At 37.1% G+C, this 14,887-nt stretch carries 14 protein-coding genes; 9 read left to right on the forward strand and 5 right to left on the reverse strand.

The annotated features are described in order from the left end of the window. The first annotated feature begins 16 nt into the window (after positions 1–16). From ACFIJR_RS02190 to thpR, 4 genes are all read left to right on the forward strand, one after another. A complete protein-coding gene (locus ACFIJR_RS02190; RefSeq protein ID WP_375648607.1) occupies positions 17–481 on the forward strand; it encodes an HPr kinase/phosphatase C-terminal domain-containing protein in 465 nt (154 codons plus the stop codon). A 135-nt stretch (positions 482–616) separates the two neighbouring features. After that, positions 617–1,015 carry a PTS sugar transporter subunit IIA gene (locus ACFIJR_RS02195; protein WP_375626191.1) on the forward strand — a complete coding sequence of 133 codons (399 nt, stop codon included), beginning with the start codon at positions 617–619 and terminating at the stop codon, positions 1,013–1,015. A gap of 17 nt (positions 1,016–1,032) precedes the next feature. Next, positions 1,033–1,326, forward strand: coding sequence for an HPr family phosphocarrier protein (locus ACFIJR_RS02200; RefSeq protein WP_012754483.1), 294 nt, complete (start codon positions 1,033–1,035; stop codon positions 1,324–1,326). Positions 1,327–1,953: 627 nt separating this feature from the next. Next, positions 1,954–2,493 (forward strand): RNA 2',3'-cyclic phosphodiesterase, encoded by a 540-nt coding sequence (gene thpR / locus ACFIJR_RS02205; protein WP_375653412.1) that lies wholly within the window; start codon positions 1,954–1,956, stop codon positions 2,491–2,493. A gap of 106 nt (positions 2,494–2,599) precedes the next feature. Here the strand turns inward: thpR and grpE are convergent, their stop codons facing one another. Both grpE and hrcA read right to left on the reverse strand, forming a co-directional pair. Beyond that, complete coding sequence (gene grpE, locus ACFIJR_RS02210; RefSeq protein WP_375625476.1) at positions 2,600–3,262, reverse strand: nucleotide exchange factor GrpE; 663 nt, start codon at positions 3,260–3,262, stop codon at positions 2,600–2,602. A 124-nt stretch (positions 3,263–3,386) separates the two neighbouring features. Further along, positions 3,387–4,457 (reverse strand): heat-inducible transcriptional repressor HrcA, encoded by a 1,071-nt coding sequence (gene hrcA, locus ACFIJR_RS02215; RefSeq protein ID WP_273787508.1) that lies wholly within the window; start codon positions 4,455–4,457, stop codon positions 3,387–3,389. Positions 4,458–4,987: 530 nt separating this feature from the next. Here hrcA and rdgB point away from each other — a divergent pair. Both rdgB and hemW read left to right on the forward strand, forming a co-directional pair. Beyond that, a complete protein-coding gene (gene rdgB, locus ACFIJR_RS02220; RefSeq protein WP_375626186.1) occupies positions 4,988–5,635 on the forward strand; it encodes an RdgB/HAM1 family non-canonical purine NTP pyrophosphatase in 648 nt (215 codons plus the stop codon). Next, positions 5,632–6,831, forward strand: coding sequence for a radical SAM family heme chaperone HemW (gene hemW / locus ACFIJR_RS02225; protein WP_375651650.1), 1,200 nt, complete (start codon positions 5,632–5,634; stop codon positions 6,829–6,831). The genes rdgB and hemW overlap by 4 nt, the downstream gene beginning before the upstream one ends. A gap of 1,621 nt (positions 6,832–8,452) precedes the next feature. Here the strand turns inward: hemW and dapE are convergent. The 3 genes from dapE to ACFIJR_RS02240 all read right to left on the reverse strand — a co-directional run bounded on the left by dapE (position 8,453) and on the right by ACFIJR_RS02240 (position 11,408). Beyond that, positions 8,453–9,625, reverse strand: a complete 1,173-nt coding sequence (gene dapE, locus ACFIJR_RS02230; RefSeq protein WP_375651651.1) for a succinyl-diaminopimelate desuccinylase — start codon at positions 9,623–9,625, stop codon at positions 8,453–8,455. Positions 9,626–9,833: 208 nt separating this feature from the next. Beyond that, positions 9,834–10,595, reverse strand: a complete 762-nt coding sequence (locus ACFIJR_RS02235; protein ID WP_375625480.1) for a M48 family metallopeptidase — start codon at positions 10,593–10,595, stop codon at positions 9,834–9,836. Between the two features lie 3 nt (positions 10,596–10,598). Further along, positions 10,599–11,408, reverse strand: a complete 810-nt coding sequence (locus ACFIJR_RS02240) for an alpha/beta hydrolase (protein ID WP_375625481.1) — start codon at positions 11,406–11,408, stop codon at positions 10,599–10,601. A 195-nt stretch (positions 11,409–11,603) separates the two neighbouring features. Here ACFIJR_RS02240 and infC point away from each other — a divergent pair, with 195 nt between their 5' ends. From infC to ACFIJR_RS02255, 3 genes are all read left to right on the forward strand, one after another. After that, on the forward strand, positions 11,604–12,122 hold the full coding sequence (gene infC, locus ACFIJR_RS02245; protein ID WP_026500140.1) for a translation initiation factor IF-3: 519 nt from the start codon (positions 11,604–11,606) through the stop codon (positions 12,120–12,122). A gap of 359 nt (positions 12,123–12,481) precedes the next feature. Next, positions 12,482–12,667 (forward strand): hypothetical protein, encoded by a 186-nt coding sequence (locus ACFIJR_RS02250; protein ID WP_375649439.1) that lies wholly within the window; start codon positions 12,482–12,484, stop codon positions 12,665–12,667. Between the two features lie 64 nt (positions 12,668–12,731). After that, the gene (locus ACFIJR_RS02255; RefSeq protein ID WP_375653415.1) at positions 12,732–14,504 is read left to right on the forward strand and encodes an ABC transporter ATP-binding protein; all 1,773 of its coding nucleotides are present in this window, start codon (positions 12,732–12,734) and stop codon (positions 14,502–14,504) included. The last annotated feature ends 383 nt before the right edge of the window (positions 14,505–14,887 follow it).

Below are 14,887 nucleotides of genomic sequence, written 5' to 3' on the forward strand. Positions count from 1 at the left end.
ATCCAAAGTAAAAGACATGAAAACAAAATGTGAAATACTCCACGCAAATTGCCTTCAATTAGGCGGCAAGGGGCTGTTAATTATAGGTCCATCGGGATCAGGAAAATCAACCCTTACCCTTTCTTTGCTCGACCGTGCTGAGTGGTCAAAACGTGAAGCGAAGCTTATTAGTGATGATTATACAATGTTGCGTGCGGAAAATGGAAAGCTTCACGGATACACTCCTGATAATTTAGAGGGCGGTATCGAGATTCGTGGCGTTGGTCTTTATATGATAGAATTTGAAAAGCATACAACTATCGATTGTGTTATTTTTCTCGGTCCGAAATATGAACGTTTTTCCACAAATAAAACTTTTCAGTTTGAAGATTTGCACATTCCTCTTTTAAAACTTCCCTCTCTTCGTGAAGCCGATTGTACAGCCATTTGTCAAGCTATTGAAGCATTTTTGTTTAGAAAAATATGGCAAAAATCTGTCTAATTTTTTTCTAAAGATAAAAAAATCACAATTTTTGCCTTTTTTTTGCAAATTTTTCTTGGCAGCAAAACAAAGCCTTGTAAAATGTGTTTCCCACCAATATGGTCGGATCTTATTAGTTAACAGGAGTTTGCGTAAATGATTGGACTCGTGCTTGTAACGCACGGTGAGCTGGCTGTCGAATTTTTACATGCCGTGGAACATGTTGTTGGAGTACAAGAAAAGTTCGCAACAATATGCGTTTATCCCGATGACGATATAGATCAGCGCCGAGGTGATGTTATAGCCGCAGTAACCGATACAGATACGGATCATGGCGTAATCATATTAACAGATGTGTTCGGTGGAACACCATCGAATATAGCTATTCCTGCTATTGAAAAAGGACGCGTTGAAATGATTGCGGGTGTTAATTTGCCCATGCTTATTAAACTGATTTCTATTCGCAAATGTCCTGATATTTCATTATCAGACGCGTTAAGAATAGCACAAGAAGCAGGGCGTAAATATATTAATGTACCAAGTATGATTTTATAGTGGATAATAAAATACCAATGTTTTCCAAAGATACCCTCCCATGTATAAGTCGTCATTTCAATATTTGTAATAAACGTGGCTTGCATGCACGTGCTTCTGCAAAATTTGTACAAACTGTTGACAATTTTAATGTTACTGTTGAAGTTGAAAAGGATGGAAAAATCGTTGGCGGATCATCAATTATGGGACTTATGATGCTAGCGGCTTCATCCGGTTGCAACCTCACCATTCGTGTTTCAGGACCAGAAGCAACAGATGCTCTTAATGCTCTTGAAAAGCTTATCAATAACAACTTTGGAGAGGAAAACTAGCGCTTTCTCACCATAAATAAGGATGATGATTCTTAGAAAATAGGAACTTTCCATCATTATTTTGAATTTTAATTTCTCTTCCCGCTTTTATACCAATATTCATATCCATTATAGATTGGCATAATTATCATAAATGTAAAAGTTTATAGTAATTTTATTATACTGGAGTTTTTCCTTCCTTTCCTAACATTATTTGATCAATTTGAATAGTTTTGCGTATTACGGCTATTACCCGACTGAATCGTATAATTAAATCTTTACAGAAAAAGAGAACTCCTCACCTTGTATTAGAATATGCTTTATTTTAAGCTAAAGATAAATGTCAAAATAATTTAGCACATCAAAAATCTATCAACTTTTCTTATTTTCTGCTAACTTTATAGTCTTTATAATACACAAGTAATCTTCCATTGTAAATCATTGTGATACAGCTCATGAAAACACAATTCTTATCGATATCATAACCATTTTCTTAAAACGAATAAGCTTTGTACGCTCATAATTATAGTAAGCATTTTTTAGACATTCTTTTTCTATACTATTGCCTTGTTTTCTGTGGTACATGCCTCGCCCTTATTATCTATATTGCGCTTGGAATAGCATCTTTCATTATAAGGAGATAATATTATGGGTCGTCTATTTAGTGCCCTTCAGATTCCTCAACAAACAACAAAAGCTCTCGTATCATTGCAAAATGGCTTACCAAAAGCGCAATGGATCAACCCGCAAAATTTTCACGTCACCTTATCTTTTTTCGGTGAAGTTGAAAGTGCTACAGCAGATGCACTTATGCAGGCCTTTGATACAATAAAGCTCTCTCCTGTTATGCTACAAATAGATGGTTTTGAAGTTTTTGGTTCAGAAAATACTCCTCATTCTCTTGTGGTTCGCATTGAACCTTGTGAAAAAATTAATCTTTTACATGAAAAGATGAAATATATCCGGAATAAATTAGAGTTAAAACCTGATGAAAGACAATTTATTCCGCATATTACTCTTGCACGAATATTTGATATTAATCTTGAAGATCTTTCTTCTTATCTATCTTCTCAAGATAATTTTTTTGTCCCTCCTTTTGAGGTTGATCATTTTGTTTTATTTTCATCGTTATCTCCCTCAAGCGAGTCCGTGTATCTTGTAAAAGGAAGTTGGGCGCTTCAAAGATAAAAGGGTGTTTATAACACCCTTTAAAAACTCTTTGAGAAAAGACCTCATATATGTGTAATTGCAGGGAATACTGCATTTTATGTTGGAGATTTATTATTGATGTGTTTTAAGCAGAATCAGCTTCACCAGAAGCTTCTTTTGCTCCTCCTTTAGCTACACCCACTATAGCTGGACGTAACACCCTTTCCCCGATAATATAACCTGCCTGAACAACTTGTTGAACAGTGTTATCTGGAACATCGGCATTAGGAATTTCAAACATCGCTTGATGAAAATGAGGATCAAATTTTTGTCCCTCTGGATGAATTTTTTGCACCCCATGACGTTCTAATGCTGCCATCATGGCACGTTCAGTCATTTCAACGCCTTCTGCCAATGATTTCAAACCAGCATCACTTTCCCGCGCCCCTTCTGGAATGGCTTCCAAAGCACGATTGAGATTGTCAGAAACCGATAACATATCCCGTGCAAAATTAGCAATGGAATAAGCCTTTGCATCCGCCACATCTCGCATAGTACGGCGTCGAAGATTTTCCATATCTGCAACAAGACGTAAAAGCTGATCTTTCAGTTCTTTATTTTCATCCTGCAAAGACGCTAAAAGATCACTAACCTCATTGCTTTCTTTTTCAACGTTTTCGTGTTCCTCTGTTTTATGTGTTTTTAAAAATTCATCGGCTGCCTGTTTAAGTGTATTACGATCAGCTGGATTTTTTAAATCACAATTTTCAAATGAAGCGTCAGTAAATTTGTTTTTTTCATCAGACATAAAAATTTTATTCCTTCATAAGATTCGTTATTCTCGATATCGAAATTCTACAGACAAAAATCAAGGGGTATCGATGTATATAATACAATGAGCTTCTATAGTACAAATACTTACCTGCATCGTTTTAACGCAATAACTGTGACACAAGTTGAGCTGTATAATCAACCATGGGCACAATCCTTGCATAATTAAGCCTTGTAGGACCAATAACGCCCAAAGCACCAATGACTCTTTGTTGTGAATCACGATAAGGTGCTACAACTAAAGAAGAACCAGAAAGTGAAAATAACTTATTTTCTGAACCAATAAAAATTCGAACCCCAGAACCTTCATCCGTTAAATCGAGAAGCTGTGCCATACTCTCACGCGTTTCAAGATCATCAAACAAATGGCGTAACCGTTCTAAATCTTCTTCTGCTTTCACATCTTCAAGTAAATTGCTACGCCCGCGAACAATGAGGTGTATTTTATGATCAGCACCTTCTCCTCCCCAAAGAGCTAATCCCGTTTCAACAAGATGATGCGATAAATCATCAAGCGCAGCCCGTGTTTCTGCGCATAAGCGAGCAATTTCCCCTTTAGCTTCACTCAATGTACGTCCTTGGATATGGGCATTGAGAAAATTCGTTGCTTCCGTCAATTGTGCATGGGTAACCCCTTCTGGCAAATGAACAATACGATTTTCAACTTCACCTTGTTGAGTCACCAAAACGGCAAGAGCGTGCTCCCTATCAAGACGCACAAATTCAATATGTTTCAATGTTCCTTCTTGTTTTGTTGCTAAAACAAGCCCTGCCCCACGTGAAAGATCTGAAAGAACTCGGCTTGCTTGAACAAGAAAATGTTCAACCGATTGTGCATGACCAGCCTCTTTGACTTGCATTTCAATATTTTCTCGCTCTTCGTTTGGCAAATCACCCGCTTCCATAAATGCATCTACAAAAAAGCGTAAACCTGATTGTGTCGGCATTCGACCCGCAGAAACATGTGGTGCATAAATCAAACCGAGATGTTCAAGATCACTCATCACATTGCGAATCGTCGCAGGCGATAATGTCTGTCGTAAAAGCCGCGAAAGATTGCGTGACCCTACAGGTTCACCATCATTAAGATAAGCTTCAACAATATGGCGAAAAATATCACGTGAACGTTCATCAAGATATTTTAGTTCATTATCAATAGTTTTGTGCTTCATCACAATTGTTTCACTACTTTTAAAATCCTCATCTCTTATATAAGTTTTGCCAAGGTTTGGTCAAATAGTCTAAAGTAGTATAAAAACATATTATCCTATTGACCCGTAAAATGCTAGCTTCAGAGTGATGATTGATAAATTACGCAGGAGGTATTTTTTGTTAGAGTGTGTGAGAAATATTTAAGATTAAGAGTTGATCTGTAAAGTGGTCTGCTGTAGGAACTTGCCAAGATAATTTGACCAAGAGAATCTGGATTGTTCAAAAACCGCTGTAAATAGAAAATTTCACCCTTTAGAGCAAACAAGAAATTGGAAATTTACCATAAAAATGCTATCATAAGAAAAAGACATGTCTTTCATATCTTTGCAAGGTTATCTTCATACAAGATAAAAAATTTTATTGGAATAAAATATCATAAAACGTGTAAAATAATCATATTATGTAAAATCAAGCAGAATGTGTGTGTATGAGCATTTAAGCCGGTTTTTAGCACAAAAACAATTCCCCTTTCATTTTTGGAGAAATCTATATGAGAAGCATAGCAGATAAAAAACTTGTCATTGCTACACATAACACCGGCAAATTGCATGAAATCACTACTTTAACTAAGCCTTTCGGTTTAATAATACAATCGGCAAAAGAACTGGGCTTGCCAGAACCAAAAGAAACGGGAAAAACATTTGAAGAAAACGCTTATATTAAAGCTTTTTCAGCAGCAAAAAAGACAGGACTTCCTGCCCTCTCTGATGATTCAGGCTTAGAGGTAGATGCATTAGAGGGTGCACCAGGCGTTTATACCGCTGATTGGGCAATTCAAGCTGATGGTACACGTAATTTTCCCAAAGCTATGGAAAAAATAGAAAATGAACTCCAAAAAGTTGGAGCGCGAGAAAAAAGCCAACGAAAATGCCGTTTTATATCCGTCATTTGCATTGCATGGCCTGATGCTCATGCAGATTACTTCCGCGGATGCGTTGAAGGAACGTTCATTTGGCCTCCACTGGGAGACAAAGGCTTTGGTTTTGATCCTATTTTTTTACCAGATGGATATGAAAATACCTTTGGAGAAATGTCAACAGAGCAAAAACACAACTGGAAACGTAATGATATTCCGCCTCTTTCACATCGCGCACGTGCTTTCAAACTTTTGGCAGAAAACCTTTTAGCATTCTCATGAATGAACCTTTTGGCATTTACATTCATTGGCCCTTTTGTGCAGCTAAATGTCCTTATTGTGACTTTAATTCGCATGTTCGCATCCATGGTGTTGATCAACCACGTTTTGTCACCGCCTTTAAGCGCGAAATAGAAACGCAATATCACAAAATAGGCCCACGCCATATTACAAGTATTTTTATTGGTGGAGGAACCCCTTCTCTTATGGAGCCGCAAACTGTCGATGCCCTATTGCAAGCACTTGCAAAAAAATGGGTAGTTGATGATAAAGTTGAAATTACATTAGAAGCTAATCCATCCAGTGTGGAGGCAGAGCGCTTTCGTGGATACCGTGCAGCAGGTGTTAACCGCTTATCTCTAGGGATACAAGCGCTCAATGATAAAGCATTGCGCAAACTTGGTCGACTCCATAATGTGGAACAAGCTCTTTGTGCCATTGATTTAGCACGGCAAATTTTTCCACGTTTATCCTTTGATCTCATTTATGCCCGCCCCGAACAAACCCTTGAACAATGGAAATCTGAACTTGTACAAGCAATTGATTTGGCAGCGGACCATCTTTCTCTTTATCAATTGACAATCGAAGAAGGAACTGCCTTTAAACGGCTTCATGATGCAGGAAGACTTATCCTTCCCCCATCAGAGCTAGCAGCAGATCTGTATAATCTTACCCAAGAAATAACAGCATTGCATGGTCTTCCTGCCTATGAAATCTCAAACCACGCAATACCCGGTGCTGAATCAGCACACAATCTTCTTTACTGGCGTTATCACCAATATGCAGGCTTTGGTCCAGGAGCACATGGACGTTTCATTGAGCACGCACCGAATCATTCCTCTGCCTGTTCAAAAACATTGTCATCACACCTTGAAAACCGCGAACGTTATGTCACAATAAATGAAAAGCATCCTGAACAATGGCTTAATTTGGTAGAAACAACAGGACATGGCTGTATTGAAACGGAACATTTAACCACTGAACAACAGGCAAATGAAATGCTCCTTATGGGATTACGCCTTAGCGAAGGCTTAGAACTTATACGCTATGAAACCTTAAGCCCTAAACGCATCCCAATGGAAAAACTGATCGATTTACAACACCAAGAATTGATAGAAATGGTGGATAACCAACGCTTAAAAGCGACAACCAAAGGACGTATTGTTCTTGATCACATCATCAGCCAACTCGCAAACTAAAGTTTTTATAACAACATACTTATTTTAATCATAATCATCATTTTTCACAGAAAAGGCGAGATTAGAGTATCGTGAGATACTCTCATTTCAAAACTATTTACAGTAAATTAGTTACCACCATTTGCTTACACCTTAAAAGTAGAGAAACGTATGGATAAAAAAGCTATAAAAAGAAGTAAAAATAACTCTTATGAACACCCTTAAGTGCTAAAAGCTATCGCAATATTTTGAGCTAGAAAGTGTGTGGTGGTCTAACTTTTTTTTCATAAACGTAAAGATGGTGGGCACTGTAGACTTTATACACTTCACGGAAAATTTTATATTACACTATTCACAAACACCGTAATGGCACGAATGTGACAAATATTGAGAAAATTTCTTTAAAACAAGTATGTGAATGCATAATACGATAATGTATTGTTTTTTATGAAATCGTGGCACCATTTAAAGAACCAGAGAAATGAGCATGAAACCATGTATCAATCTCTAATTATTTAAAAAGGTATTACTCTAGATAATTTTGAAAACCGTAAAACCGAATAAAAAAGGAGAGTAAAAAAGCACACTGATTTTCACCTTTATACCTTTATATTTTCCCTCAATCAGGTTGTGGTTGTATGTCTGTTTCAGAGATTACAAAAAAATAGATATACACAATACTTTTATCCTATTCTGGTATATAAAAGCTGTTGTCGCAAAAAAATACTGAACCAATATTTATTTGAGATACGCGGCTGTATGATTGGTATTGATCTATAAGTCACAGCAAAATCATGAGTTTTATTAAAACAAATAATGCACTCAAATGGCAAATATATCAGATATGAATCGAGATTATTTTGTTAGCGAGCGAAACGACATTAATCCCATATGATTTTATTTGTATGCATACATGCTTATGAGTGTCTGTACGCGTCCTTTAAGGTTATTTTATTAAAAAATTGAGAAAAATACTAGGCTAAAGAAGTCAACGTGATGCTACAAAAGAATTTCTGTGTATCTTTATCATAACCAATATTAAAGCTGATTAAATGAGCTCACCTTCTATCTCGTAATGATTTTGCAACAGAAGTTCTTGGGAACAAAAAGGCAGGGCAAAATATATGAAGTCAAACAAACTTAAAACGCGTTTCCTATGGACTTTACTCTAAGAGAGGCTAATTGAAATAAGAGGTACCTTTTATGAGAGTGCAGAAACCATATTAAGACACGAGCTATGAATGAGCGCATTTATGTTGTATGAATTTTTTACAATAGCAGCATGTTTTTGTGTGTCTTTATGGCTTCAACCGGTCATCACACAATTATGATATAATATTCATTGTTTTCCATTATGATTGCGTATTAACTTCCTTTCCAAACTTTAAAAAACAAATATTTTTAATCCAATATAGTCTGTAAACAGTTCTGCTTCTTAAAGCAGCTCCCTCTTGGCTTTCAAATTATGTAATTCACTTAACTAAAGACGCTACAGGCAAGAAGCCCAATTTAAGAAGATTCACCACTTACTCTAAAACCACTTAATATATTAAGTCTTACGAGTCTCATATCACCACACCTTAAATGGTAATATCTTATGGAACAACAAGACAAAGGTATTTTTGAACCAGCAATCATTTCTTCATGCAAAAAAATCAACAATAAAACGCTCATAAATAGTAGTAAGAGCTTCCACCGCATCAAGGGCTACACACTCATCTACCATATGCATCGTTTGCCCTGGTAAGCCAAATTCAACCACTGGGCAATAATCCTTAATAAATCGCGCATCCGAACTCCCACCTGAAGTGGAGCATTCTGGTATATTCCCTGTTACACTTTTAATAGCATTGGATAAAGTTTGAATGAGTTTATCATTTTTGGTCAAAAAAACATCCCCTAAACTTGGAATCCATTCAAGCTGATAAGAGGGATATTGATCACTATTGTTTTTTGATTGCACCAAAGCAAGACGCTTTTCAATTTCTTCCACCAGTGTTTCTTTTGTCCAAAGATCATTGTAGCGTATATTAAAACGAACTGTTGTCTGCGCTGGGATAATATTGACTGTTGAATTACCGGTATCGATGCTTGTTAGCTCCAAATTACTGGGTTGAAAATTCTCTGTCCCTTTATCTAAAGCAGTTTGTGTCAATGCCTGAATAAGCTTATTTGCCAAAGGCAAGGGATTAGCAGCCCGCTCTGGAAAAGCAACATGACCTTGGCGACCTTTCACGGTAATGATACCAGAAATCGATCCGCGGCGACCAATTTTGATGACATCCCCAACAGTCTTTACACTTGTTGGTTCTCCCACAAGAGCCGCAGTCCATTTTTCGCCCTTTTTTTCCGCCCATTTGAGAAGTTTTATAGTACCATTAACAGCAGGTCCCTCTTCATCACCGGTAATCAAAAAACTTACCATTCCTTTAATGGTACGTTTCTCAAGAACTCGCGCTAGCGCCGCAATAAAACAAGCGATTCCGCCCTTCATATCAACAGCACCCCGCCCATATAATTTTCCCTGATCTATGACAGCTTCAAAAGGTGAATAGGTCCATTCATCCAATGCACCTGGTGGTACAACATCTGTATGACCCGCAAACATAAGATGGGGTCCTTCATTTCCCATTTTGGCATAAAGATTTTCAACATTATCTGTATTTTTATCCGTAAAAATAGGGCGCTCGACATGAAATCCCATTTTTTTCAAAAATTGTTCCAAAGTTGATAAAGCCCCTGCTTCATGAGGTGTAACAGAAGGACAACGGATAAGTCTCTGTAATAGCTGAAGCGGATCTGTAAGAACAGGCATAAGGTCCCTTCCCATTTTTTTATAAGTCATAGCAACTTAAGGTTATTACGCTGAATTACAAAAAAGATAAAGCAAAAACATTGAAGACACTCAGCAAACCAAGCAGGGGAAAACAATCGTGCTGAGAGCTTCAATGGCTTCCTCATTATGCATGAGCAAGTACACACACAACAAAACACTCAACAAAAAGTTCCGTTAAATATTGCCTTCATTTGAAAGTTTTTGACGCCTCTAAATTATATGAATCAAAATTAATTGCTTGCAATCTATGAGCATTTTCCTTCAACCAAGCACGATACGTTTTACTATCAGGACATAGTTCTTCACAAAGAGCCCAAAATCTTGGACCGTGATTCATTTCAACAAGATGAGCAACCTCATGAGCAACAACATATTCCACAACTTCTTTTGGTGCCATAACAAGGCGCCAAGAAAAAGAAAGACGCTTATCTATTGAACAAGACCCCCAACGACTTCTCGTATCTTTATAACAAATTGATTTGACTTTACGCTCTACTTTATGGGCATAATGTGCCACCAAAGGTGTTATAATACGTGCTGCTTGTTTTTTCAAAACGTCAGCAATGCGTCTTGGAAGGTATTCTAATTGACCATAAACGATAATTTGAGGTTCTTGTTCTGCATCTCCTGCAATAATTTCCGTTACCCCACGTCCTTCTCTATGCTTTATGGAATGGCAAACACCCAACAAAGGAATCGTTGCCCCCTCTTTGAGATAAGCATTTTCATGAGAGATTTGTACACGAGCAAGACGCGCCTCAATCCAAGACCGATGCTTTTCAATAAAACTTTGAATCGTACAGAGACTTATCGCTGGTGGTGTTGTTACACAAATCCTCTGTCCGCTCGCATCAATACGTAAGGTAAGACGGCGCGCGCACTTATTTTCCCGCACCTGTACAGGTACAGAGCGATCAGAAAAAATAAAATGCTGTTTAGAAATGCTCATACATTATATCTTCATCATCAATGAATTTGCCCCTTCTCCCGCATTAATCCGGTCAATCAATGACCTCAATACCGTTTCGAGGCAATCCAAATCTTGCGGACGAGAAAAGCGATGATCAGCATCACGAACGAGTGTCAATGTTACATCATGGAGAGGCAAATGATCAAGTAAAGTCATAGTATGCTGATAGGGTATCTCCACATCTTCCATCCCTTGTAGAATATGGATTGGACATCCAACATCTATACATCCCTTCATGACGCAGTTGTCTCTGCCATCTTCAATAAATACTTTTGTAAAGGGAACCGGCTCCGTATAACTAATCGCAGATCGTTCAATATGCTCTGTTTCTTCTAAAATTTTCCACCCCTTTCGACCCAACCCTGATTCTATCAATGTTTGTGTAAAATCAGGAGCTGGCGCAATCAAGATCATGCCAGCAAGCTTCTTATTTTTCTGTGCTAACATCATAGCAAGCTTGAGTGCAATCCACCCGCCCATAGAGGTGCCAATCAAAATTTGTGGACCCTCACAATAAGTTTCAAAAACCGCTAAACTTTCTTTAACCCAGCGTGAAATCGTTCCTTGAAAAAAATCACCACCTGATTCTCCATGTCCAGAGTAATCAAAACGTAAACAAGACAAATCATTCTTCTGAGCAAAACTATCAACCAACATCGCCTTATCCCCTGACATATCGGATAGATAGCCATGAAGCCAAACCAAACCTGGAGATTGGCGCCCCTTGCGATAGCGTACTGCAAGTGCGGTGTTCTCAAACGAAAAAAACTGACAAGGAATATTTTGATCCATAATTCTTTATCCTCCATAAAACGATTTCTTTAAATTAAAAGAAAAACTTTTATAATCTAAATCATTTCAAAAAGTAATAAATCAAATAATGAAAAAGGCGCGAATTATAGTTGTTTTTAGGCGCATAATTGTATATTAAATTAACTGTAGTTGAATCAAAATTAAGGAGCATAAACCATTCGTAAACCGTTTAAAATGACACCTACCCAAAAAGACGGACCACGTTCAAATCAGGATATCCGAGTACCTCATGTTCAGCTTATCAATGATGAGGGGCAACATCAGGGAGTTGTTGCGATACAAGAAGCTCTTGCTATGGCTGCAGATGCGGGGCTTGATTTGGTTGAAATTGTACCAAATGCGGAGCCACCCGTATGTAAAATCATCGATTTGGGCAAATTAAAATATCAAACCCAAAAAAAAGCTGCTGAAACACGTAAGAAGCAAAAAGTCATCGAAATCAAAGAGATTAAGATGCGCCCAAATGTTGATGTCCATGATTATGGAGTCAAACTCAAGGCTGTTCATCGCTTTATTGATCATGGTGATAAAGTAAAGATTACTTTGCGTTTTCGTGGTCGTGAGATGGCTCACCAAGATCTTGGATTAAAGCTTCTTCAGCGTGTGAAAGAAGATACAAGTGAAATTGCCAAAATTGAATTGGAGCCAAAGCTTGAAGGCCGGCAAATGATGATGGTGATAGCACCTAAATAGTTTTGCATTGGAATAATATTTGCATGCAACTCATCAGCGTGCAACTCATCAAAATGATGCGTATGGTATTATTTAGAAGCACCACATAGAGTTTTTGTGGTGCTTCTAAGGTTTTATAAATGTGTATAAATCCTTTTAAGAGTTTAATAATGCTTTATCGATTTATAAGAAGAATTCGTTATTTTGCATATTAAATGAAAAAGCTCAAACATCGTAAGGTGTTCTTATTTCAAGCTCTCTTATCATGTAATGCGGCAAAAATTTTTGCTTACACATCACAAACGGAAATGATACATAAAAATTATTAAAAAGCGAAATATTTTTTGTGAGCTATTTCAAGTGCCAAAGGCTATCACAATATGGAAATTGGTAAATACAATGGTGAAACTCGCCGTTACCTTTTATTGAAAATTAAAAATAATGATGAACAACAAATTTTCGTTATACCTTTCACAGAAACTTTGCACTACATTTTTCACTCTCACCGTCGTGAAATTGATATGATGAACCTTGAAAGAAAAGGCTATTTTTGTAAAAAAGATTAAGGGGCTTTTTAATTAAGAATGTTTCAATCTTGCATAAAATAATGAGAGAATATAGAAGCATTTCATGGCTAAAAAACAAATTTCCTCTTTTGATAAACATCTTATTATCCGCCTTTTGCGAGAAAATTTTCGTAAACATATGCGTTGGTACAGTGCTGCGATTTTCTCAATGATCATCATTTCTTGTACCACAGCAACCAGTGCATGGATTATGCGTGATGTTGTTAATCAGATTATTGATGCACAAAATTTTCCTATGATTGTTTTGATTTCTAGCTTCATTGCTTTTATCTTTATTCTCAAAGGAGTCGCAACTTTTTCCCAAACTTACTTTCTAAACAAAGCAGGCAATAGTATCATTGCGGAACAACAGCGTAAAATTTTTGCACGACTTATGGAACAAGGAGTCTCTTTTTATCATAATAACACTTCATCTGATCTTCTTGTTCGTGTAACTCATAATGCGACAGCTGTACGTAATATAATTGATACTATTATCACAACTTTTGTACGTGATTTGCTTTCCGTTAGTGGTCTGTTGCTTGTCATGTTCATTCAAAACTTTGTGTTAATCTCCATTACTTTAATCGTAGGACCACTAGCTTTTTTAGGCGTTCGAATGGCTTTAAAACGCGTTCGCCGCCTGATGGAAAAAGAGCTCCTTTCACTTGGTGAAATTATTAAAATCGTACAGGAAACGGCTGTTGGTATTCGAATCATCAAGGCCTTTTCACTAGAAGAGGTCATGAAAAAACGGATGGACAAAGCCATTTGTGATGTTGAAAAACAAACAAACAATATTGCCACACTCGAAGCTATTACCAATCCGATTATGGAAACACTCACGGGTGTTGCCATTGCAGGTATTATTTGTTTTTCCGGTTATCTTGCAACCCAACGCGCAGGTGTTCAAGGTGAATTTATGTCCTTTATTGTTGCTTTACTTTTAACTTATGAACCCGCAAAAAGACTAGCAAATGTACGTGTCAAAATTGAATCTGGCTTGGTCAATATCCGTACAATGTTTGAAATACTCGATTGTCCCCTTACAGTTATAGAACATAAAGAAGCTAAAGATCTGAGTAAAAAGCAGGGAACTATTCGTTTCGAACATGTTTCTTTTGCATACACTAATAACAAAATGATATTGAAAGATATCAACCTAGAAATAGAAGCCGGAAAAATGACAGCATTGGTGGGACCATCCGGTTCGGGAAAGTCAACCCTTATCAACCTTATTATGCGCCTCTATGACCCCACAAAAGGACGCATATTGATTAATGATCAAGATATTCGCTACACAACATTTCGCTCTCTGAGAAACCTGATGGCCTATGTAGGACAGGATACTTTTCTCTTTCAAGGAACTGTTAAATATAATATCGGACTTGGAAAAGAAGGGGCTAGTGATGACGAAATTATCGAAGCAGCAAAAGCAGCAAATGCTCATGACTTTATTATGAATTTGCCAAATGGTTATGATACACAGATAGGTGATAATGGCTGTAACCTTTCAGGGGGGCAAAAACAACGGCTCGCTATCGCTAGAGCAATGATTCACGATAGCGAAATTCTGATTCTTGATGAAGCAACGAGTGCGCTTGATTCACACACCGAAGCACAAATTAATGAAGCCATTCACCACCTTACCAAAGGACGCACAACGATCATTATTGCTCATCGCCTTTCAACGATTGCTCGTGCTCATAAAATTGTGGTCATACAAAATGGACAACTAATTGAACAAGGTACTCAGAAAGAATTGCTAGCAAAAGAACATGGGTTTTATAAAAAAATTCATAATATCCAGTTCAAAGACATACCTCCTAATTTCTAGATCCTTAAATAAGATTTGAAATAAAAATGGATAGAAGGTAATGCTCCATTTATAAAAAAGGCTTGTTACCAAAAAAAGTATTACTTCAATCAAGAATTGGCAAAGAATTTATGGTTTATTGAAAATAAACTTCTTGGATTTAGATGAAAACTTTACTCGCTATTTTGTTGAATGCAATTGACTTTAACAGTGAAACTTCAAAAACCCCTTTCCTTCCTTAAATAAGTGTTGAAACATTCATAAATGTTTTGAATCCTAAAAGAGAGAGCATCAAGGTCTGAAAAAATTGCCGCGGATTATGATGATGAATCTGGATTAATACTACCTTTATCCGTGTTTATCCCTGCACTAACAATTTTTTCTCCACACACCTTAAAGGACAA

Source organism: Bartonella sp. OD88NMGDW (assembly GCF_042193775.1).
Taxonomy (GTDB): Bacteria; Pseudomonadota; Alphaproteobacteria; order Rhizobiales; family Rhizobiaceae; genus Bartonella; species Bartonella grahamii.